The organism is Streptomyces katrae, from assembly GCF_002028425.1.
Classification (GTDB): Bacteria; Actinomycetota; Actinomycetes; order Streptomycetales; family Streptomycetaceae; genus Streptomyces; species Streptomyces katrae_A.
Window position 1 is genome coordinate 3,004,430 of record NZ_CP020042.1, and the last position, 18,088, is coordinate 3,022,517.

Genomic DNA, 18,088 nt, shown 5'->3' on the forward strand with positions numbered 1-18,088 from the left:
TCCGTTTTCCACGTCGTTCCTACGTCGGCCAAAGCGCGCGAGCTTAGTGCGGAGGGGCGAGCCACGCGACCGTTTTATGCCCGTCCGGAGCGGAAGCAGCGGCCATCGGGTAGACACCATGAGGTACAGATGTGGATATTGCGCACGGTCACGAGGAGTCCCGGCGATGAGCGACCAGTCACCACCCCCGGGCTGGACCCCTCGTGATCCGGACACCCCGAAGCCGCAGGGGCCCACGGGACCACGGGGCGACGGCGGCAAGGACAACAGCAAGGGCAAGGGCAAGGGCAGCCGCAACGCCAAGGCCAAGGGCAAGGGCAAGGCCAAGGCCGGCCCCAACGGCAGCGCCAGCGCCAGCCCGAGCCCCAAGGTGAAACGCAAGCGCACCGGATGGCGGCGTCTCCTCCCCACCTGGCGGATGGTCCTCGGCGGGATCCTGCTGCTCCTCCTGCTGCTCGGCGGCGCGCTCGTCGCCGGCTACCTGCTGGTCGACATCCCGCCGGCCAACTCGGCCGCCACCGCCCAGTCCAACGTGTTCCTCTACGCCGACGGTTCCCAGCTCGCCCGCGACGGCGAGGTGAACCGCGTCAACGTCCCGCTCTCCCAGGTCCCCCGCACCGTCCAGGAGGCCGTACTGGCCGCCGAGGACCGGGACTTCTATTCCGAACGGGCGGTGGACCCCAAGGCGATGATCCGCGCCGCCTGGAACACCGCCACCGGCAAGGGCACGCAGTCCGGCTCCACCATCACCCAGCAGTACGTCAAGAACTACTACCTGGGCCAGGAACAGACGATCAAACGCAAGGTCAAGGAGTTCTTCATCGCGATCAAACTCGGTCGCGAGAAGTCGAAGGACTACATCCTCGAGGGCTACCTGAACACCAGTTACTTCGGCCGCAACGCCTACGGCATCCAGGCCGCCGCCCAGGCCTACTACGGCAAGGACGTCAACAAGCTCACCACCCCCGAAGGCGCCTACCTCGCCACCCTCCTCAACTCCCCCAGCGCCTTCGACGTCGTCGCCCACCCCCAGAGCCGCGCCCGCGCCCTCGCCCGCTGGAACTACGTCCTCGACGGCATGGTCAAGAAGAAGTGGATGACCCCCGAGGAGCGGGCCGCGGCCACCTTCCCCGAACCGGGCAAGGTCCGCGCCGCCGCCGGACTCTCCGGCCAGCGCGGCTACCTCGTCGAAGCCGTCAAGGACTACATCTCCGAACACAAGATCCTCGACGACAAGACCCTGGCCGAGGGCGGGTACCGGATCACCACCACCATCGACAAGCGCCGCGAGAACGCCTTCGTCGACGCCGTCCAGAAGCAGATGGTCGACAAGCTCGACCCGGCGGGCCGCCCGGCCGACAAGGTGGTGCGCGCCGGCGGGGTCTCCATCGACCCGGCCACCGGCAAGGTCGTCGCCATGTACGGCGGCATCGACTACACCAGGCAGTACGTCAACAACGCGACCCGGCACGACTACCAGGTGGCCTCCACCTTCAAGCCGTTCGTCTTCGCCTCCGCCGTCGAGAACGACTCCCGCACCCAGGACGGCCGCCGGATCACCCCGAACACGGTCTACAACGGCGACAACCGGCGCCGCGTCGTCGGCACCCGCATTCCCTACGCCCCCGAGAACGAGGGCCAGCAGTCGTACGGTCAGATCACGGTCAACACCGCCACCGACCTCTCCGTCAACACCGTCTTCGCCCAGATGGTCGTCGACGTCGGCACGGAGAAGGTCAAGCAGACGGCGATCGGCCTCGGCCTCCCCGAGGACACGCCGAACTTCGACGCCGTCCCGGCCATGGCGCTCGGCACCATGCAGGCCAGCGTGCTGGACATGACCCAGGCGTACGCGACCCTCGCCGACCACGGCCGGCGCACCCCGTACACCCTCGTGGAGAAGATCACCAAGGAGGGCGACACCCTGCACCTGCCCGACCGCACCCCCCAGCAGGCCGTGAGCCGCGAAGCGGCCGACACGACCACCTCCATGCTGGTCAGCGTCGTGGACAACGGCACCGGTACGGAGGCCCTCGCGGCCGGCCGGCCGGCGGCGGGCAAGACCGGCACCGCCGAGCAGGACCGCGCCGCCTGGTTCGCCGCGTACACCCCCGACCTGGTGACGGTCGTCTCGGTCATGGGACAGGACCCCGACTCGGGCACCCTCGAACCCCTGTACGGGGCCCTCGGCGAACCCCGCCTCGGAGGCGGCGGCTACCCGGCGCGGATCTGGGCGGCGTACACGAAGAAGGCCCTGGAGGGGACGGAGCCGGCCGACTTCGACCTGGACCTCCAGCCGGGCGCGGCCCAGCCCCCGCCACCGGTCCAGCCCACCACCCCGCAGCAGCCCCAGGGCAGCCGCCCGCCGTGGCTGCCGGACCAGAGCGGCCGCCCCAACCCCCCGAACGGGGGCCAGGACAACGGCGGGCGGACGAACGGGGGCCAGAACACGGGAGGCCAGACGAACGGCGGCCAGAACACCGGAGGCCAGACGACAGGAGGCCAGACCAACGGCGGTCAGACCAACGGAGGCCAGACAACCGGAGGCCAGACCAACGGCGGTCAGACGACCGGCGGCCAGACCAACGGAGGCGACACCACGGGCGCCACGGGCGGCGGTGGCGAAACCAACGGCGGCCAGGCCACGGGCGGCGGCCTCACCCCGCGCCGCCGCCCTCCGTCGCTGTTCCTCGAATGACCGTCAGTGGCCGGAGGTGGCCTTCAGCCCCACCACCGCGACCAGCAGCAGACAGATGAAGAAGATCCGGGCGGCGGTGACGGGCTCCCCCAGCACCGCCATGCCGAGCACCGCCGCACCGGCCGCACCGATGCCCACCCACACGCCGTACGCCGTACCGATGGGCAGGGTCTTGGCCGCGTAGGACAGCAGCACCATGCTGGCGACGATCCCGGCACCGGTGAACACCGACGGCCACAGCCGGGTGAAGCCCTCGGTGAACTTCATGCCGATCGACCAGCCGACCTCGAGCAGGCCGGCGAAGAGAAGAAGAACCCAGGCCATGACGGCACCTCCGGGACGAGAACGAACGGGGTGCGTCGTCTTTGCGTCCAGCTACCCGGTACGGCGCGTCTCGTCGGGGCGGTTCCCCACCACCGTAGCAAAGGGGACGCAAAAGGGCCGGTGACCGGCGTCACCAGCCCTTCACCCCTGCCGGGGACCGTCAGAGGTACAGCCCGGTCGAGTCCTTCGACCCCTCCAGCCGCTCCGCCGCCACGGCGTGCAGGTCCCGCTCGCGCATCAGCACGTACGTCGCCCCCCGCACCTCGACCTCGGCGCGGTCCTCGGGGTCGTACAGCACGCGGTCGCCGGGCTCCACGCTCCGTACGTTCTGCCCGACCGCGACCACCTCGGCCCAGGCGAGCCGCTTGCCCACCGCGGCCGTCGCCGGGATCAGGATCCCGCCGCCCGAGCGCCGCTCGCCCTCGGGGGTGTCGGACTTCACGAGCACGCGGTCGTGGAGCATGCGGATGGGCAGCTTGTCGTGGGTGGTGTTCTCGCTCACGCCACGAACCTACCTGCCGCCGCGCGCCGCGCACCCGTGAGGGTCGACATCACGGCGGACGTCACCGCTTGCGGCGCGCGGAAGCCACGAGCAGCCCGACCACGCCGGCCGCGAGCAGCACGACGGGGGCGATCCGCTCGAAGCGCGGGGCGCCGTCCTCGTGGCGCAGGCCGTCCTTCACGTCGGTGATCAGCCGGTTGACGCACGCGACGGCGCGCCCGGCGGTGTGGTCGACCGTCGAGGCGACCCTGGCCTTCGCGTCCCCGATGATCGTCTGCGGGTGCATGCGCACGCCGATCTCGTCGAGCGTCTCGGCGAGCTGCTCGCGGCGGCGGACGATGTCCGCCTCGATCTGTGCGGGGGTCCTGGCTTCCGGCACCGCGCTGCCTCCGTCGTCGTGTCTGGTCTTGTATGGGCTTGATCCGTCATGGACAGTCTGTCAGCTCAGTCAGCTTAGGCTCATGCCGTACGGATCCCCTCCCGAGGAGAGCACTGACATGAGCGAGCGACTCCAGCCGGGCGACCCCGCCCCCGCCTTCACCCTGCCCGACGCGGACGGCAACGAGGTGTCGCTGGCCGACCACAAGGGCCGCAAGGTGATCGTGTACTTCTACCCGGCGGCCCTGACCCCCGGCTGCACGAAGCAGGCCTGCGACTTCACGGACAACCTGGACGTGCTGGCCACGGCCGGCTACGACGTCATCGGCGTCTCCCCGGACAAGCCGGAGAAGCTGGCGAAGTTCCGTGAGCAGGAGCACCTGAAGGTCACCCTGGTCGGCGACCCGGAGAAGGAGGTCCTGGCGGCGTACGGGGCCTTCGGCGAGAAGAAGCTGTACGGCAAGACGGTGACCGGGGTCATCCGCTCCACGGTGGTCGTGGACGAGGAGGGCAAGGTCGAGCACGCCTTCTACAACGTCAAGGCGACGGGCCACGTAGCGAAGATCATCAAGGACCTGGGCATCTGACCCCGCCCACCCGTCCCCGCGGAACGGTCCGCACCCTCCCGGTGCGGACCGTTCCGCTTATCGGACGAAATCTGCCGTAACCGTCCGACTACCGATCCGTTACTCCATGCGAGGTCCGCACACGTGGCCGAGAACAGGGGGTGGCGACCATGCCGGTCAGTCCGTACACGAAGGAACGCCTCGCGGAGGCGGCAGGCTCTTCCAGGACACTGAGCGAGGCACTGGAGCGGCTCGGGGTGGATCCGCGCGGTGGATCACGGCGCTACGTTCGCAACCGCATGCGCAAGCTCGGGATCGAGATCTCCCACTTCGAGAAGGAGGGGGTGAAGTGGACCGCGGAGGTCCTGACCGAAGCGGTCGCGGTCTCGTCGAACATGTGCGAGGTACTGCGGCGACTGGGACTGGACGTCGTGGGTGGCCACCATACGTACATCAGTCGGCGTGTGAGGTCGCTGGCCATAGACACCTCGCACTTCAAGATCCCTTCACCGGCTGGCCGGCCCAAGACGCGCCGGGCTCCGGAGACCCTGCTGGTGGTGCAGGAACCGGGAAGCGCACGCCGCATCCCGGGTGACCGCCTCAAGCGCGCCATGGGGTCCTGCGGGGTGCCGGAGCGCTGCTCGAGGTGCGGCACTGAAGCAATGTGGCGCGGCTACCCACTCCCCCTTGAGGTCGACCACATCGACGGCGACTGGCGGAACAACCAGCTGGCGAACCTTCGCCTGCTGTGCCCGAACTGCCACTCCACGACGGACTCGTACCGAGGCCGGGCCAAGCGGCGGGCAGCATGAACGGCTCCCATTCCGAGCAGCCCCGCCGACGCAACAGCCGATCCCGGCCGGACCCGGCGGCAATACGCGACGCGGTCGCCGAGTCCCGGTCACTGGCCGAGACGCTGCGGCGCCTGTCTCTGCCCGACTCCGGCGGGCAGCGTGGAAGGCTGCGGGCATGGATACACGAGCAGGGGCTCTCGACCTCCCATTTCCTGGGGCAGGCGCATCAACGGGGCAGACCCGGCACCGTTCCGCTCAAGCCCCCGGAGGAAGTCCTCGTGCTCCGCACCGGAGGGCGGCGCACGAAAACCGAGCTCTTGCGCCGCGCTCTGCGCGCCATCGGCGTGCCTGAGTGCTGCGCCGAGTGTGGAACCGGCCCGGAGTGGCAGGGGCTTGCCATGACCCTCGAGGTGGATCACGTCAACGGCGACTGGAGGGACGACCGCCGCGAGAACCTGCGACTGCTGTGCCCCAACTGCCACGCGATCACAACCACCTGGTGCAGAGGGGGACGCCGCCGGTCCGTCTGAGGAGTCCTTCACCGCAGCGGATGGCTGGCCGCTACCATGGCAGCATCTCGCGGCCGTGTCGTAACAGGCAGCCGAGCGGCGCTTAGAACGCCGTGGGAGAAATCCCGTGGGGGTTCGAATCCCCCCGGCCGCACCACACCGAAGGCCCCGTACGCAACCGCGTTCGGGGCCTTCGGGCTATCCGGCGGGCGGACCGTCAGCCCAGCAGGTCGCGCAGGATCGGGATCAGGGCGCGGAAGGCCTGGCCTCGGTGGGAGATGGCGTTCTTTTCCGCTGCCGTCAGTTCCGCGCAGGTGCGGGTTTCGCCCAGCGGCTGGAGGATCGGGTCGTAGCCGAAGCCGCCGCCGCCCGCCGGGGTGTGGCGGAGGGTGCCCAGGAGGCGGCCCTCGACGACGTGTTCGGTGCCGTCCGGGAGGGCCAGGGCGGCCGCGCAGAAGAAGTGGGCGCCGCGGTGTTCGTCGGCGATGTCGCCGAGCTGGTTGAGGAGCAGTTCCAGGTTGGCGCGGTCGTTGCCGTGGGCGCCGGCCCAGCGGGCCGAGAAGATGCCGGGGGCGCCGTTCAGGACGTCGACGCACAGGCCCGAGTCGTCAGCGATGGCGGGGTAGCCGGTGGCCTGGGCGAGGGCGTGGGCCTTGAGGAGGGCGTTCTCGGCGAAGGTGACGCCGGTTTCCTTGACGTCCGGGACCTCGGGGTACGCGTCGGCGCCGACCAGCTCGTGCGGCAGGCCGGCGTCGGCGAGGATGGCGCGGAGTTCGGTGACTTTGCCCGCGTTGCGGGTGGCGAGGATCAGGCGGGTCATGGCGCCATTATCCCGGCCGGGGCAGGTCGTCAGGGCAGGTCGTCAGCCCGGGGTGCAGACCTTGGAGATCTCCGCGGCGGCGTCCGCGACCGGCTTGATGTCGGGGGCGGTGTTGCCCTGCTGCACGGAGGTGCGGACGTTGTTGACGGCCGTGGTCATGGAGTCGACGGCCTTGCCGAGGTCGGCGTTGCCGGTCTGGTCCTTGATCTTCTTCAGGTCGGTGTCTATCTGGTTCAGCGCGTTCTGGGTGTCCTGGACGCTGTTGCCGGCGTTCGAGACGGCCTGCTGGAGGTTGTTGACCCCGTTGGTGATGGCCACGGCCGTGTTGGCGCAGTCCATCGCGGTGGAGATGGCGTCGCAGGAGGCGAGGGCCGGGACGGCCAGGGTGGCCGCGAGGGCCGCGGCGGCCAGGCGGAGTCTGGGCTGGGTCAGGTTCATGGGGTCCCCCCGGGGGTGTGGGTACGGGTACGGGCGCGCGGCCGTGAGACCGTGCGCCCGTACCGGCGTAGACGCGGGCCCGCCGCGCGCGGTTGCTACGGGAGCTCGAGCTCCAGGGCGCCGAGCTGGAGGGCTTCGAGGTCCGCGCAGCCGCCGGCGGCGAGGTCGAGGAGGGCGTTGAGCTCCTTGCGGTCGAAGGGCTCGCCCTCGGCGGTGCCCTGGACCTCGACGAAGCGGCCGTCGCCGGTGCACACGACGTTCATGTCGGTCTCGGCGCGGACGTCCTCCTCGTAGCAGAGGTCGAGGAGGGGGACGCCGTCGACGATGCCGACGCTGACGGCGGCGACGGTGCCGGTCAGCGGCTTGCGGCCGGCCTTGATGAGCTTCTTCTTCTGGCCCCAGGCGATGGCGTCGGCGAGGGCGACGTAGGCGCCGGTGATGGCGGCGGTGCGGGTGCCGCCGTCGGCCTGGAGGACGTCGCAGTCGAGGACGACGGTGTTCTCGCCGAGGGCCTTGTAGTCGATGACGGCGCGCAGGGAGCGGCCGATCAGGCGGGAGATCTCGTGGGTGCGGCCGCCGATCTTGCCGCGGACGGATTCGCGGTCGCCGCGGGTGTTGGTGGAGCGCGGGAGCATCGAGTACTCGGAGGTGACCCAGCCCTCGCCGCTGCCCTTGCGCCAGCGCGGGACGCCTTCGGTGAAGGAGGCGGTGCAGAAGACCTTGGTGTCTCCGAAGGAGATGAGGACGGAGCCCTCGGCGTGCTTGCTCCATCCGCGTTCGATGGTGACCGGGCGGAGCTGTTCGGGCGTGCGGCCGTCGATGCGAGACATGGCTGTGAGCCTAGTCGCTGCGGGGGCGGGCCGGGTGACGGGCGGGAGTACGGCCGGTGCAGGGGGGTGGGGGTACGGGTGGACCCCGTCCGGTCGGGCCGGTACGGGGTCCTGGTCATGCTCCGCGGGGGCGGTTCACATCATGTCTTCGATTTCGCCGGCGATCGGGTCGGCGTCGGTGCCGATGACGACCTGCACGGCGGTGCCCATGCGGACGACGCCGTGGGCGCCGGCGGCCTTGAGGGCGGCCTCGTCGACGAGGTCGGGGTTGACGACCTCGGTGCGCAGGCGGGTGATGCAGCCCTCGACCTCTTCGATGTTTTCGATTCCGCCGAGCCCGGCGACGATCTTCTCAGCCTTGGTGGCCATGTGTTTCTCCCTGAGTGTGGCGAAGAACGAGTCTCGGCGGCCGTTACCAGCTGCGTCCGCTTCGTCACGGTAGCTCACGGTTGGCCTATCTACGCGAGCACGGGTCTGGGGTCTGCCGAATGATGACGATCAGCAGCACCCTGCCCCACAACTGGTCTACACCAGTGTGCCGTACGCGGTGCGGCTGCCAAAACGGGCCGGCCCAGGGAGGACGCGATGAGCGCGAGCAGTGCCGAAGCGGCACCGCAGCCGAAGTGGTGGAGCGGCCTGTACCCGGGGTTGCAGAAGATGGGGCGCAGTCTGCAGCTGCCGATCGCAGTGCTGCCGGCGGCGGGCATCCTCAACCGGCTGGGGCAGCCGGACGTGTTCGGCAAGGACGGGCTGGACTGGGCGCCGGTGGCCAAGGTGATGGCGGGTGCGGGCGGGGCGCTGCTCGACCCCGAGCTGGGGCTTCCGCTGCTGTTCTGCGTGGGTGTGGCGATCGGGATGGCCAAGAAGGCGGACGGGTCGACGGCGCTGGCGGCGGTGGCGGGGTTCCTCGTCTACCGGGGGGTGCTGCGCGCGTTTCCGAAGGACTGCCCCGTGGGGACCAGGGACGTCGGGGGTGGCTGCCTGACGCCGGCGGACACGTTCGCGGGGTACACGTACCAGAATCCGGGGGTGTTCGGCGGGATCGTGATGGGGCTGCTGGCGGCGTGGTTCTGGCAGCGGTACCACCGGGTGAAGCTGGTGGACTGGCTGGGGTTCTTCAACGGGCGCCGGCTGGTGCCGATCATCATGGCGTTCGTGGCGATCGCGTTCGCGGTGGTGTGCCTGTGGGTCTGGCCGCCGGTGGGCGGTGCGCTGGAGCACTTCTCGGACTGGCTGATCGGTCTGGGGGCGTGGGGTGCGGGGATCTTCGGTGTGGCGAACAGGGCGCTGCTGGTGATCGGGCTGCACCAGTTCCTGAACGTGCCGGTGTGGTTCCAGTTCGGTTCGTTCACCACGCCCGAGGGTCAGGTGAAGCACGGTGACATCAACATGTTCCTGGCGGGCGACCCGCACGCCGGCCTGTTCCTGAGCGGGTTCTTCCCGATCATGATGTTCGCGCTGCCGGCGGCGGCGCTGGCGATCACGCACTGCGCGAAGCCGCTGCGGCGCAAGGAGGTCGGGGGCCTGATGCTGTCGGTGGGGCTGACCTCGTTCGTCACGGGGATCACGGAGCCGCTGGAGTACTCCTTCCTCTTCGTGGCGCCGCTGCTGTACGCGGTGCACGCCGTGCTGACGGGGGTGTCGATGGCGGTGACGTGGGCGCTGGGGGTGCACGACGGGTTCAGCTTCTCGGCGGGTCTGATCGACTACGTCATCAACTGGGGGCTGGCGACGAAGCCGTGGCTGATCATCCCGATCGGGCTGTGCTTCGCGGTCGTGTACTACGTCATCTTCCGCTTCGCCATCACGGCGTTCGGCATCCCGACGCCGGGTCGGGAGTCGGACGAGGAGATCGCGGCGATGCAGGCGGAGAACACCAAGGCGTAGCGCATGGCGGGAACCGCCGTGCGGCACAGGGCAAGGGCCTTCGGATCCGAGGATCCGGAGGCCCTTCGTCCTGTGGTCCAGGCCACACAAAATCGAAGGTTCCTTATCTAACCCCGACCGTGCTACAACTGGTCTACACCACCTAATGGTGTAGACCATGCAGGCCGCCCGAGCAGCCCAGTGGTCTCTTCCGAGACGCCGCCACCCCATTTTCCCCTGTCCCCTGGCAGCGCCTTGCCCAATGGAGGAAGCCCATGTCCACAGCGACCGCTGCGGAGAAGAAGAAGGGCGCTGGCGTGATGGCCGTCATGCAGCGCATCGGCCGGAGCCTCATGCTCCCCGTCGCGGTGCTGCCGGCCGCCGCACTGCTGGTCCGTCTCGGCGACAAGGACATGCTGGGCTCGGCCTCGATGCCGGAGTTCATCAACAAGATCGCCGGCTACATGTCCGCGGGCGGCGGCGCGATCCTGGACAACATGGCGCTGCTGTTCGCCGTGGGCATCGCGATCGGCTACGCGAAGAAGTCCGACGGCTCGACGGCCCTGGCCGCCGTCACGGGCTACCTGGTCTTCAAGAACGTGCTCGCCACGTTCACCGACTCCAACCTCCCGAAGATCGCCAAGGTGGTCGACGGGAAGATCGCCATGGTCGAGGCCCCGGTGGACGCCAAGGTGCTCGGCGGCGTCGTGATGGGTCTCGTCGTGGCCCTGATCTACCAGAAGTTCTACCGGACCAAGCTGCCCGAGTGGGCGGGCTTCTTCGGCGGCCGCCGTCTCGTCCCGATCCTCTCGGCCTTCGCCGGTCTGCTGATCGGCATCGTCTTCGGTCTCATCTGGCCGGTCCTCGGCACCGGTCTGCACGGCTTCGGTGAGTGGCTCGTCGGCTCGGGCGCCGTCGGCGCGGGCATCTTCGGCGTCGCCAACCGCGGTCTGATCGCGGTCGGCATGCACCACCTGCTCAACTCCTTCCCGTGGTTCCAGGCGGGCGAGTACAACGGCAAGAGCGGCGACATCGCCCGCTTCCTCGCCGGCGACCCGAGCGCCGGACAGTTCATGACCGGCTTCTTCCCGATCATGATGTTCGCCCTGCCGGCCGCGTGCCTGGCGATCGTCCACTGCGCCCGCCCCGAGCGCCGCAAGGTCGTCGGCGGCATGATGTTCTCCCTCGCGCTGACCTCGTTCGTCACCGGCGTGACCGAGCCCATCGAGTTCACCTTCATGTTCATCGCACCGGTGCTCTACGCCGTCCACGCGGTCCTGACCGGTGTCTCCATGGCCCTGACCTGGGCGCTGGGGATGAAGGACGGCTTCGGCTTCTCCGCCGGCGCCATCGACTACCTGCTGAACCTCGGCAAGGCCACGAACCCGGCCGGTCTGGCGCTGGTCGGCCTCTGCTTCGCGGCGCTCTACTACGTGATCTTCCGCTTCGCGATCACCAAGTGGAACCTCCCGACGCCGGGCCGCGAGTCCGACGAGGAGCTCGCCGAGCTGGCGAAGGCCGAGGCGAAGTAAGTTTCGTAGGCGGCACTACGCGACGGAGCCCCCGCTCTCCCGGAAGGGAGGCGGGGGCTCCGTCGTTCGTGCCGGGGCTACCCGGCGCGGCTCAGACCTCGTAGACGGCGCCGGCGTACGCGAGGTCGACGCGGCCGTCGTAGACCGCGCGGGCGTCCGCGAGGTTCTGTCCGGCGTCCGTCCACGGCGGGATGTGCGTCAGCACGAGCCGCCCGACCCGGGCGGCTCGTGCGTACTCCCCGGCCTCGCGGCCGTTGAGGTGGAGGTCCGGGATGGCCTCCTTGCCGTGGGTGAAGGAGGCCTCGCACAGGAACAGGTCGGCGCCCTCGGCCAGCGCCCCCAGCTCGGGGCAGACCCCGGTGTCCCCGGAGTACGCGAGCACCCGGCCGCCGTGCTCGATGCGGATCCCGTAGGACTCGACCGGGTGGCAGACCCGCTCGGTGCGGACCGTGAACGGGCCGATCTCGAAACTGCCGGACTTCAGGGTCCGGAAGTCGAAGACCTCGCTCATGGAGCGCTCGTCCGGGACGTCCTCGTAGGCCGTGGTCAGGCGCTGCTCGGTGCCTTCCGGCCCGTACACGGGCAGGGGGGCGCAGCGGCCGCCCTCGTGCCGGTAGTAGCGGGCGACGAAGTACGCGCACATGTCGATGCAGTGGTCGGCGTGCAGATGGCTCAGGAAGATCGCGTCGAGGTCGTAGAGACCGCAGTGGCGCTGGAGGGCGCCGAGGGAGCCGTTGCCCATGTCGAGGAGCAGCCGGAAGCCGTCGGCCTCTACGAGATAACTCGAGCAAGCCGAATCCGCGGACGGGAACGACCCCGAACAGCCGACGACGGTGAGCTTCATGGAGCGTGAACCTCCGTGGACGGTCCGTGGACGGATTGCGGGCCGTGCGTGCGTCGAGCGTAAGGCGCGAAACCTTCGGTCGCTCCTCCGCGGCAGGCCGTTGTGGGGGGAATCACCTGTGCTGTCACCCAGGGGAGCGACGAGTGGTACGGGCGTTGCCATGTCGCCGCGGTGTCGCTGCCGCGCCGGGGGTGGCCGTCACGGCTACGGTCGGTTTATGGACACGTCCTGGTGGTTCGCCGTGGTGGCGGCGGTCGCCGTGGTGGGGGTGGTGCTGCTGCCGTGGCACGTCAGGAGGCGTGCGGGTGCGCCCCCGGCGCCGCCGCACGGGCTCGGGCCGCCGCCGCGGGTGCGGGCCGGCGACCTGTGGGGCCTGGCGGACGGGCGGACCTGCCTGGTGCTGTCGGCGCGGCCGCAGCGGGAGTCGGCGCGGGTGGCGTGGATCGTCGGCAAGTACGACGACCGGCGGCCCGGGGTCGTCCCGCTGCCGCCCGGCACGGCGGGGGACGGCGGACGCGGCGGCTTCCTGGAGGCGGACCGGCCGGAGGAGGTCTCGGTGTGGGAGTTCCGGCGCAGGCTCGGGACGCTGGACCCGGCGCTGTGGGACGAGGCCAAGGGACTGGGAGGCGGCAGCGGATGAGCGGGCGGGAGGTCAGGTTGCGGCGGGTCTACGATCCGCCCGAGCCGGGGGCCGACGGCGTACGGGTGCTCGTGGACCGGCTGTGGCCGCGCGGGCTGTCGAAGGAGGCGGCGGCGGTGGACGAGTGGCCGAAGGAGCTGACGCCGTCGGCGGAGCTGCGGAAGTGGTTCCACGGGGGCGGGTCGGCGCAGGAGTTCCGGGCGCGGTACGAGGCGGAGCTCGCGGGGGCGGGGGCGGAACTGGACCGGCTGCGGGCGCTGGCGGCGGACGGGCCGATGACGCTGCTCACGGCGGTCCGTGACCCGGCGTCCAGCCATGCCGCCATCCTGGCGGAGCACCTGGCGGAGTGAGGGCGGCTACCGCTGCGCGGTGCCGTCTCCCCGCCCCGCCCTTCCTCCGTTCCCAGGGGCTCCGCCCCTGACCCCGTTCCTGGGGGCTCCGCCCCCAGACCCTCCCCCAGCTACCGCTGGGAGGTGCCCGCAGCGCCTCAAACGCCGGCGGGGCTGGATTTGGCGCGCCTCCCTGGGGGCTACGCCCAGAGCTGGCCCTGGAGGACTTCGATGGCTTCCTCCGTCGTCGCCGCCGTGTAGACGCCCGTCGAGAGGTACTTCCAGCCCCCGTCGGCCACGACGAACACGATGTCGGCGGACTCGCCGGCGGCCACCGCCTTGCGCCCGACGCCGATCGCCGCGTGCAGGGCGGCGCCGGTGGAGACTCCCGCGAAGATGCCCTCCTGCTGGAGGAGTTCACGGGTGCGGGTCACCGCGTCGGCCGAGCCGACCGAGTAGCGGGTCGTCAGGACCGACGCGTCGTACAGCTCGGGGACGAAGCCCTCGTCGAGGTTGCGCAGGCCGTAGACGAGGTCGTCGTACCGCGGTTCCGCGGCCACGATCTTCACCCCGGGCACCTGCTCGCGCAGGTAGCGGCCGACGCCCATGAGGGTGCCGGTCGTGCCCAGGCCCGCCACGAAATGGGTGATCGAGGGGAGGTCCGCCAGGATCTCGGGGCCGGTGGTGGCGTAGTGGGCGCCCGCGTTGTCGGGGTTGCCGTACTGGTAGAGCATCACCCAGTCGGGGTGCTCCGCCGCCAGCTCCTTGGCCACCCGCACCGCGGTGTTCGAACCGCCCGCGGCCGGCGACGAGATGATCTCGGCTCCCCACATCGCGAGAAGGTCGCGGCGCTCCTGCGAGGTGTTCTCCGGCATCACGCACACGATCCGGTAGCCCTTGAGCTTCGCGGCCATGGCGAGCGAGATGCCCGTGTTGCCGGAGGTGGGTTCCAGGATGGTGCAACCGGGGAAGAGGCGGCCGTCCTTCTCCGCCTGCTCGATCATGTGGAGCGCGGGGCGGTCCTTGATCGAGCCGGTCGGGTTGCGGTCCTCCAGCTTGGCCCAGATCCGGACGTCCGCCGAGGGGGACAGCCGCGGCAGGCGGACCAGCGGGGTGTTGCCGACCGCCGCGAGCGGGGAGTCGTACCGCATTACTTCGAGCCGCCGGCCACGGCCGGGAGGATGGTGACGCTGTCGCCGTCCTTGAGGGCGGTGGCGATGCCGTCGATGAAGCGGACGTCCTCGTCGTTGAGGTAGACGTTCACGAAGCGGCGCAGCTGGCCGCCCTCGACGATGCGCTCCTCGATGCCCTTGTGGCGGGTCTCCAGGTCCGCGAACAGCTCGGAGAGGGTGGCGCCCTGGCCGGTGACGGCCTTCTCGCCGTCGGTGTAGGTGCGGAGGATGGTGGGGATGCGGACCTCGATGGCCATGGCAGCAGGCTCCAGTGTCGTGAAGGAGGAGGTGGAGAGAAGAATGCGGGCGCGTTCTCGTGCGGCCCGCGCGCGGGGCCGTGGTGCTCAGGCGGCAGGACAGATGGCGCTGGCGAGGCGGCACAGGTCGACGTGCAGCCGCGCCACGAGCAGCAGCCTGCCGGGCGTCTCGATGCTCACGTCGTGGGAAACCATGCGGTCATGTTAACGATTCCCGGTCCCCCGTTTGGAGTGTGATCCCGCATCGTGGACGTCTGCCGCTCACATAGTGGTCAGTAGGCGGCTACGACCTGCACTTCTTCCTCCGTGATCACGCCTTCGACGATCCGGTACGAGCGGAACTGGAACTCGCCGAGGCCGTCGGTGTCGGCCGTGGACACCAGGACGTAGTGGGCGCCGGGCTCGTTGGCGTAGGTGACGTCCGTGCGCGAGGGGTAGGCCTCGGTCGCGGTGTGCGAGTGGTAGACGATCACGGGCTCCTCGTCCCGGTCGTCGAGTTCGCGGTAGAGCTTCAGGAGGTCCTTCGAGTCGAACTCGTAGAACGTGGGCGAGCGGGCCGCGTTGAGCATCGGGATGAACCGCTCGGGGCGGCCGGTGCCCGCCGGGCCGGCCACGACGCCGCACGCCTCGTCGGGGTGGTCCTTGCGCGCGTGTTCGACGATCTGGTCGTACAGGGCCTGGGTGAGGGTCAGCATGGGGCTCAGGATAAGCAGACGGGCCCTCCCGTACCGAGGTGTGGTACGGAAGGGCCCGCATGGTGGACACGAGGTCCGCAGGAGCGCGGTTCCCGGCGGTGACAGGCGGCCGGGACCCATGGCTCGCGGCCCGGGCTACGAGGAGCTCGAGGCCTTCTCGAACGCGGCGCCGCTGGGGTTGCGGGCCTTGAGGACGAGGTAGGACACGCCGAGGATCAGACCCCACAGCGGCGCGCAGTACAGCGAGACGCGGGAGTCCTTGTCGAGGCCCATCATCACGATGACCATGCCGATGAAGGCCAGGGAGAAGTAGCTGGTGTACGGGGCGCCGGGGGTGCGGAAGGAGGACTGGGGCAGTTCGCCGCGGTCGGCCTTGGCCCGGTAGCGGATCTGGCAGACCAGGATGACGATCCAGGCCCACATGCCGGAGATGGTGGCGAAGGAGACGACGTAGTCGAAGGCCTTGCCGGGGGCGACGTAGTTGATCCAGACGCCGACGAGCATGAGGGCGGCGGAGAAGGTGGTGCCGACGAGCGGGGTGCCGGTCTTGGTCAGCTTGGTGAAGAACTTCGGGCCCTGGCCGTTGAGCGCGAGGTCGCGCAGCATGCGGCCGGTGGAGTACATGCCCGAGTTGCAGGAGGACAGGGCGGCGGTCAGGACGACGAAGTTGACGATCGCGGCGCCGATGCCCAGGCCCATCTTCTCGAAGGCGAGGACGAAGGGGCTCTCGCCGGCCTTGAAGTTGGACCACGGGATGACCGACATGATCATGATGAGCGCGCCGACGTAGAAGACGGCGATGCGCCACGGCACGGTGTTGATGGCCTTGGGCAGGGTCTTCGCGGGGTCCTTGGACTCGCCGGCGGTGACGCCGACGAGCTCGACCGCGAGGAAGGCGAAGACGACGATCTGCAGGGTCATCAGCGTCTCGCCGATGCCGTTGGGGAAGAAGCCGCGGTCGTTCCAGAGGTTGGAGACGGAGGCTCCGGCGGCGGCATCGGAGAAGCCGACGGTGAGGATGCCGGCGCAGATCAGGATCATGCCGACGATGGCGGTGACCTTGACCATGGAGAACCAGAACTCCAGCTCACCGAAGAGCTTCACGGAGATCAGGTTGGCGGCGTAGAGGATGACCGTGAAGATCAGCGCGTAGGCCCACTGCGGGAAGCTGTCGTGCGTCCAGTACGACATGTACTTCGCGGCGGCGGTGACCTCGGTGATGCCGGTGACGACCCAGAACAGCCAGTACGTCCAGCCGGTGGCGTAACCCCAGAACGGGCCGAGGAACTCGCGGGCGTAGTCGGAGAAGGAGCCCGAGACGGGGCGGTACATGAGCAGTTCGCCCAGGGCCCGCATGATGAAGAAGATGACCAGGCCGACGATGGCGTAGGCCAGGATGAGGCTGGGCCCGGCCTTGGAGATCGCCTTGCCCGCGCCCAGGAACAGGCCGGTGCCGATGGCCCCGCCGATCGCGATCATCTGGATCTGGCGGGCGCCGAGCGCGCGGTGGTAACCCTCGCCGTCGCCCTCGCCCTGTGCGCCCTCGCCGGGCGTCCTGTCGTGCTGCTCGACCTGCACAGAGGTCATGTTTGGTGCGCCTTTCTCCACGCCGACCCGCGCCTGAGACGGCTGCGGATCGGGTCCTCGATCCCCCCGGATACGGATGGAGTTGCACCCGGCGGTCAGCCGGTTCAAGCGGGCCGGGGGACATGGGTGGCGTCCCGGCGGCGGTCGTGAAGATTTATCACGCGCTTAGGGGTGGAGGAAGGGGCGAAATGCGACGCAGGGAGGGGTTAAATCGGGACATATGGCCTGAAAGAGATCAGATCACCGCATGGCGGTGATCTGATCGTTATCCGGATTTGAGCGTCCGCTGAGCGAACGGTGTGCGCGCTTGAGGATCCTCAGAGGGTTTCGATGAGGGTCTCCTGGAGACCGCCGAGCCAGAGGTAGGCCATCACCATCGGCTTGCGCGGGTCGTCGTCCGGCAGCCGGTAGAACTCCCCGCTCTGCTCGTCCTCGGTGATCTCCAGCCGGGCGGCGATGGTCAGCCGCAGGTCGTTGAGGGCGCCGAGCCAGCGCAGCGGCAGTTCCCCGGACAGCTCCAGCACCGCCGCGCCGTCGCTGGCCGGGGTGAGCGCGTCGAGGCTGCGCACGACGGCCAGCGCGTCCTCCCGCTTGCGGGTGCGCAGGTCGTTCTCGGTGAAGCGGCGGAACTCCGCCGAGCGGGCCCGCAGCTCCTCCGGGTCCTCGCCAGCCGCGGCGCCCGGGCCCCCGTAGGCGTCGGGGAACAGCCGGGCCAGCGCCGGGTCGGACGGGGGCTCGGTGGGGCCCTCGGCGGCGAACAGCACGGCGAGGGGGTCGGCGTCCTCGGCGGGCTCCGGCTCGCCGGGGCCGATCAGCTCCAGCAGCTGCACCGCGAGGGAGCGCAGGATGGAGATCTCGATCTCGTCCAGCGCGACGGCGGCCCCGCCGCCCTTCAGGGGCTCGAACACGCCGCCCATCAGTTGCGGTCCTGCGAGAGGGTCGCCCAGAGCCCGTACCCGTGCATGGCCTGCACGTCGCGCTCCATCTCCTCGCGGGTGCCGCTGGAGACGACCGCCCGTCCCTTGTTGTGGACGTCGAGCATCAGCCTGGTCGCCTTGTCCTTGGGGTAGCCGAAGTACGCCTGGAACACGTACGTCACGTAGCTCATGAGGTTGACCGGGTCGTTGTGGACCAGGGTCACCCAGGGGACGTCCGGTTCCGGGACCGCGTAGGTCTCCTCAGCCGATTCGGTCCGTTCGATCTCAATCGGAGCAACACTCACTCGTCCCATGCTGCCACTGCGACAGGCCCGTCGCACAAACGGGCCCCCTGCCGGGCTCCGCGCCGTCCCGCCCTCCGGACCACAT

The 18,088-nt window shown here is 69.8% G+C and carries 23 protein-coding genes, 1 tRNA gene and 1 riboswitch; of the genes, 9 read left to right on the forward strand and 15 right to left on the reverse strand.

Annotated elements, in window-relative coordinates; genetic code table 11:
• Nucleotides 1-166 precede the first annotated feature (166 nt).
• Nucleotides 167-2,698, forward strand: coding sequence for a transglycosylase domain-containing protein (locus B4U46_RS13520; protein WP_079427289.1), 2,532 nt, complete (start codon nucleotides 167-169; stop codon nucleotides 2,696-2,698).
• A gap of 3 nt (nucleotides 2,699-2,701) precedes the next feature.
• Here the strand turns inward: B4U46_RS13520 and B4U46_RS13525 are convergent, their stop codons facing one another.
• The 3 genes from B4U46_RS13525 to B4U46_RS13535 form a co-directional block, all read right to left on the reverse strand.
• Complete coding sequence (locus tag B4U46_RS13525) at nucleotides 2,702-3,022, reverse strand: DMT family transporter (RefSeq protein ID WP_079427291.1); 321 nt, start codon at nucleotides 3,020-3,022, stop codon at nucleotides 2,702-2,704.
• 29 nt (nucleotides 3,023-3,051) lie between these two features.
• Nucleotides 3,052-3,118, reverse strand: a riboswitch (guanidine-III (ykkC-III) riboswitch).
• A 64-nt stretch (nucleotides 3,119-3,182) separates the two neighbouring features.
• Nucleotides 3,183-3,524, reverse strand: coding sequence for a GroES family chaperonin (locus B4U46_RS13530; protein WP_079427293.1), 342 nt, complete (start codon nucleotides 3,522-3,524; stop codon nucleotides 3,183-3,185).
• A 61-nt stretch (nucleotides 3,525-3,585) separates the two neighbouring features.
• Entirely contained in the window at nucleotides 3,586-3,903 is a 318-nt protein-coding gene (locus tag B4U46_RS13535) for a DUF3618 domain-containing protein (RefSeq protein ID WP_079427295.1), read from the reverse strand.
• 118 nt (nucleotides 3,904-4,021) lie between these two features.
• Here B4U46_RS13535 and bcp point away from each other — a divergent pair, with 118 nt between their 5' ends.
• The 4 genes from bcp to B4U46_RS13555 all read left to right on the forward strand — a co-directional run bounded on the left by bcp (nucleotide 4,022) and on the right by B4U46_RS13555 (nucleotide 5,928).
• Entirely contained in the window at nucleotides 4,022-4,489 is a 468-nt protein-coding gene (gene bcp / locus B4U46_RS13540; RefSeq protein WP_079427297.1) for a thioredoxin-dependent thiol peroxidase, read from the forward strand.
• A gap of 149 nt (nucleotides 4,490-4,638) precedes the next feature.
• Entirely contained in the window at nucleotides 4,639-5,280 is a 642-nt protein-coding gene (locus tag B4U46_RS13545; RefSeq protein ID WP_079431743.1) for an HNH endonuclease signature motif containing protein, read from the forward strand.
• Complete coding sequence (locus B4U46_RS13550) at nucleotides 5,277-5,792, forward strand: HNH endonuclease (RefSeq protein ID WP_107438261.1); 516 nt, start codon at nucleotides 5,277-5,279, stop codon at nucleotides 5,790-5,792. Before B4U46_RS13545 ends, B4U46_RS13550 begins: the two co-directional genes overlap by 4 nt.
• A 49-nt stretch (nucleotides 5,793-5,841) precedes the next feature.
• Nucleotides 5,842-5,928 (forward strand) — tRNA-Leu (locus tag B4U46_RS13555).
• A 60-nt stretch (nucleotides 5,929-5,988) separates the two neighbouring features.
• Here B4U46_RS13555 and rdgB read toward each other — a convergent pair.
• The 4 genes from rdgB to B4U46_RS13575 all read right to left on the reverse strand — a co-directional run bounded on the left by rdgB (nucleotide 5,989) and on the right by B4U46_RS13575 (nucleotide 8,306).
• Nucleotides 5,989-6,591 carry an RdgB/HAM1 family non-canonical purine NTP pyrophosphatase gene (rdgB, locus tag B4U46_RS13560; RefSeq protein ID WP_079427301.1) on the reverse strand — a complete coding sequence of 201 codons (603 nt, stop codon included), beginning with the start codon at nucleotides 6,589-6,591 and terminating at the stop codon, nucleotides 5,989-5,991.
• A gap of 42 nt (nucleotides 6,592-6,633) precedes the next feature.
• Nucleotides 6,634-7,029, reverse strand: coding sequence for a hypothetical protein (locus tag B4U46_RS13565; RefSeq protein WP_079427303.1), 396 nt, complete (start codon nucleotides 7,027-7,029; stop codon nucleotides 6,634-6,636).
• A gap of 95 nt (nucleotides 7,030-7,124) precedes the next feature.
• Nucleotides 7,125-7,859 (reverse strand): ribonuclease PH, encoded by a 735-nt coding sequence (rph, locus tag B4U46_RS13570; RefSeq protein WP_079427305.1) that lies wholly within the window; start codon nucleotides 7,857-7,859, stop codon nucleotides 7,125-7,127.
• Nucleotides 7,860-7,994: 135 nt separating this feature from the next.
• Nucleotides 7,995-8,306, reverse strand: coding sequence for a PTS glucose/sucrose transporter subunit IIB (locus B4U46_RS13575; RefSeq protein ID WP_272482321.1), 312 nt, complete (start codon nucleotides 8,304-8,306; stop codon nucleotides 7,995-7,997).
• Nucleotides 8,307-8,444: 138 nt separating this feature from the next.
• Between B4U46_RS13575 and B4U46_RS13580 the strand changes: the two genes are divergently transcribed.
• Together B4U46_RS13580 and B4U46_RS13585 are read left to right on the forward strand one after the other, a co-directional pair.
• Entirely contained in the window at nucleotides 8,445-9,746 is a 1,302-nt protein-coding gene (locus tag B4U46_RS13580; protein ID WP_079427307.1) for a PTS transporter subunit EIIC, read from the forward strand.
• Between the two features lie 254 nt (nucleotides 9,747-10,000).
• Complete coding sequence (locus B4U46_RS13585) at nucleotides 10,001-11,257, forward strand: PTS transporter subunit EIIC (RefSeq protein ID WP_079427309.1); 1,257 nt, start codon at nucleotides 10,001-10,003, stop codon at nucleotides 11,255-11,257.
• Between the two features lie 91 nt (nucleotides 11,258-11,348).
• Here the strand turns inward: B4U46_RS13585 and B4U46_RS13590 are convergent, their stop codons facing one another.
• On the reverse strand, nucleotides 11,349-12,101 hold the full coding sequence (locus B4U46_RS13590; RefSeq protein WP_079427311.1) for an MBL fold metallo-hydrolase: 753 nt from the start codon (nucleotides 12,099-12,101) through the stop codon (nucleotides 11,349-11,351).
• A gap of 217 nt (nucleotides 12,102-12,318) precedes the next feature.
• On the opposite strand from B4U46_RS13590, the gene B4U46_RS13595 reads away from it, so the two are divergent.
• Together B4U46_RS13595 and B4U46_RS13600 are read left to right on the forward strand one after the other, a co-directional pair.
• Nucleotides 12,319-12,741 carry a hypothetical protein gene (locus B4U46_RS13595; protein WP_079427313.1) on the forward strand — a complete coding sequence of 141 codons (423 nt, stop codon included), beginning with the start codon at nucleotides 12,319-12,321 and terminating at the stop codon, nucleotides 12,739-12,741.
• The gene (locus B4U46_RS13600) at nucleotides 12,738-13,091 is read left to right on the forward strand and encodes a DUF488 domain-containing protein (protein ID WP_185117283.1); all 354 of its coding nucleotides are present in this window, start codon (nucleotides 12,738-12,740) and stop codon (nucleotides 13,089-13,091) included. The genes B4U46_RS13595 and B4U46_RS13600 overlap by 4 nt, the downstream gene beginning before the upstream one ends.
• A gap of 179 nt (nucleotides 13,092-13,270) precedes the next feature.
• On the opposite strand, the gene B4U46_RS13605 is transcribed toward B4U46_RS13600, so the two are convergent.
• From B4U46_RS13605 to clpS, 7 genes are all read right to left on the reverse strand, one after another.
• Nucleotides 13,271-14,221, reverse strand: coding sequence for a PLP-dependent cysteine synthase family protein (locus B4U46_RS13605; RefSeq protein WP_079427318.1), 951 nt, complete (start codon nucleotides 14,219-14,221; stop codon nucleotides 13,271-13,273).
• Nucleotides 14,221-14,499 (reverse strand): MoaD/ThiS family protein, encoded by a 279-nt coding sequence (locus tag B4U46_RS13610; protein WP_079427320.1) that lies wholly within the window; start codon nucleotides 14,497-14,499, stop codon nucleotides 14,221-14,223. Before B4U46_RS13610 ends, B4U46_RS13605 begins: the two co-directional genes overlap by 1 nt.
• Before the next feature lie 87 nt (nucleotides 14,500-14,586).
• Nucleotides 14,587-14,694 (reverse strand): putative leader peptide, encoded by a 108-nt coding sequence (locus B4U46_RS40315; RefSeq protein ID WP_311736929.1) that lies wholly within the window; start codon nucleotides 14,692-14,694, stop codon nucleotides 14,587-14,589.
• A 77-nt stretch (nucleotides 14,695-14,771) separates the two neighbouring features.
• Nucleotides 14,772-15,194, reverse strand: a complete 423-nt coding sequence (locus B4U46_RS13615; RefSeq protein WP_079427322.1) for a Mov34/MPN/PAD-1 family protein — start codon at nucleotides 15,192-15,194, stop codon at nucleotides 14,772-14,774.
• 135 nt (nucleotides 15,195-15,329) lie between these two features.
• Complete coding sequence (locus B4U46_RS13620) at nucleotides 15,330-16,781, reverse strand: amino acid permease (protein ID WP_079427324.1); 1,452 nt, start codon at nucleotides 16,779-16,781, stop codon at nucleotides 15,330-15,332.
• Nucleotides 16,782-17,098: 317 nt separating this feature from the next.
• The gene (locus tag B4U46_RS13625) at nucleotides 17,099-17,698 is read right to left on the reverse strand and encodes a DUF2017 domain-containing protein (protein WP_079427326.1); all 600 of its coding nucleotides are present in this window, start codon (nucleotides 17,696-17,698) and stop codon (nucleotides 17,099-17,101) included.
• Nucleotides 17,698-18,012 carry an ATP-dependent Clp protease adapter ClpS gene (clpS, locus tag B4U46_RS13630; protein WP_079427328.1) on the reverse strand — a complete coding sequence of 105 codons (315 nt, stop codon included), beginning with the start codon at nucleotides 18,010-18,012 and terminating at the stop codon, nucleotides 17,698-17,700. The genes B4U46_RS13625 and clpS overlap by 1 nt, the downstream gene beginning before the upstream one ends.
• Nucleotides 18,013-18,088 lie beyond the last annotated feature (76 nt).

Bases quoted from the DNA above. Each gene is read 5' to 3' on its own strand.
- bcp (WP_079427297.1), top strand. From the start codon at position 4,022: ATGAGCGAGCGACTCCAGCCGGGCGACCCCGCCCCCGCCTTCACCCTG.
- B4U46_RS13620 (WP_079427324.1), bottom strand. From the start codon at position 16,781: ATGACCTCTGTGCAGGTCGAGCAGCACGACAGGACGCCCGGCGAGGGC.
- B4U46_RS13590 (WP_079427311.1), bottom strand. From the start codon at position 12,101: ATGAAGCTCACCGTCGTCGGCTGTTCGGGGTCGTTCCCGTCCGCGGAT.
- B4U46_RS13565 (WP_079427303.1), bottom strand. From the start codon at position 7,029: ATGAACCTGACCCAGCCCAGACTCCGCCTGGCCGCCGCGGCCCTCGCG.
- B4U46_RS13595 (WP_079427313.1), top strand. From the start codon at position 12,319: ATGGACACGTCCTGGTGGTTCGCCGTGGTGGCGGCGGTCGCCGTGGTG.
- rdgB (WP_079427301.1), bottom strand. From the start codon at position 6,591: ATGACCCGCCTGATCCTCGCCACCCGCAACGCGGGCAAAGTCACCGAA.
- B4U46_RS13610 (WP_079427320.1), bottom strand. From the start codon at position 14,499: ATGGCCATCGAGGTCCGCATCCCCACCATCCTCCGCACCTACACCGAC.
- B4U46_RS13585 (WP_079427309.1), top strand. From the start codon at position 10,001: ATGTCCACAGCGACCGCTGCGGAGAAGAAGAAGGGCGCTGGCGTGATG.
- B4U46_RS40315 (WP_311736929.1), bottom strand. From the start codon at position 14,694: ATGGTTTCCCACGACGTGAGCATCGAGACGCCCGGCAGGCTGCTGCTC.
- B4U46_RS13550 (WP_107438261.1), top strand. From the start codon at position 5,277: ATGAACGGCTCCCATTCCGAGCAGCCCCGCCGACGCAACAGCCGATCC.
- B4U46_RS13625 (WP_079427326.1), bottom strand. From the start codon at position 17,698: ATGGGCGGCGTGTTCGAGCCCCTGAAGGGCGGCGGGGCCGCCGTCGCG.
- B4U46_RS13615 (WP_079427322.1), bottom strand. From the start codon at position 15,194: ATGCTGACCCTCACCCAGGCCCTGTACGACCAGATCGTCGAACACGCG.
- B4U46_RS13605 (WP_079427318.1), bottom strand. From the start codon at position 14,221: ATGCGGTACGACTCCCCGCTCGCGGCGGTCGGCAACACCCCGCTGGTC.
- clpS (WP_079427328.1), bottom strand. From the start codon at position 18,012: ATGGGACGAGTGAGTGTTGCTCCGATTGAGATCGAACGGACCGAATCG.
- rph (WP_079427305.1), bottom strand. From the start codon at position 7,859: ATGTCTCGCATCGACGGCCGCACGCCCGAACAGCTCCGCCCGGTCACC.
- B4U46_RS13520 (WP_079427289.1), top strand. From the start codon at position 167: ATGAGCGACCAGTCACCACCCCCGGGCTGGACCCCTCGTGATCCGGAC.
- B4U46_RS13525 (WP_079427291.1), bottom strand. From the start codon at position 3,022: ATGGCCTGGGTTCTTCTTCTCTTCGCCGGCCTGCTCGAGGTCGGCTGG.
- B4U46_RS13600 (WP_185117283.1), top strand. From the start codon at position 12,738: ATGAGCGGGCGGGAGGTCAGGTTGCGGCGGGTCTACGATCCGCCCGAG.
- B4U46_RS13580 (WP_079427307.1), top strand. From the start codon at position 8,445: ATGAGCGCGAGCAGTGCCGAAGCGGCACCGCAGCCGAAGTGGTGGAGC.
- B4U46_RS13545 (WP_079431743.1), top strand. From the start codon at position 4,639: ATGCCGGTCAGTCCGTACACGAAGGAACGCCTCGCGGAGGCGGCAGGC.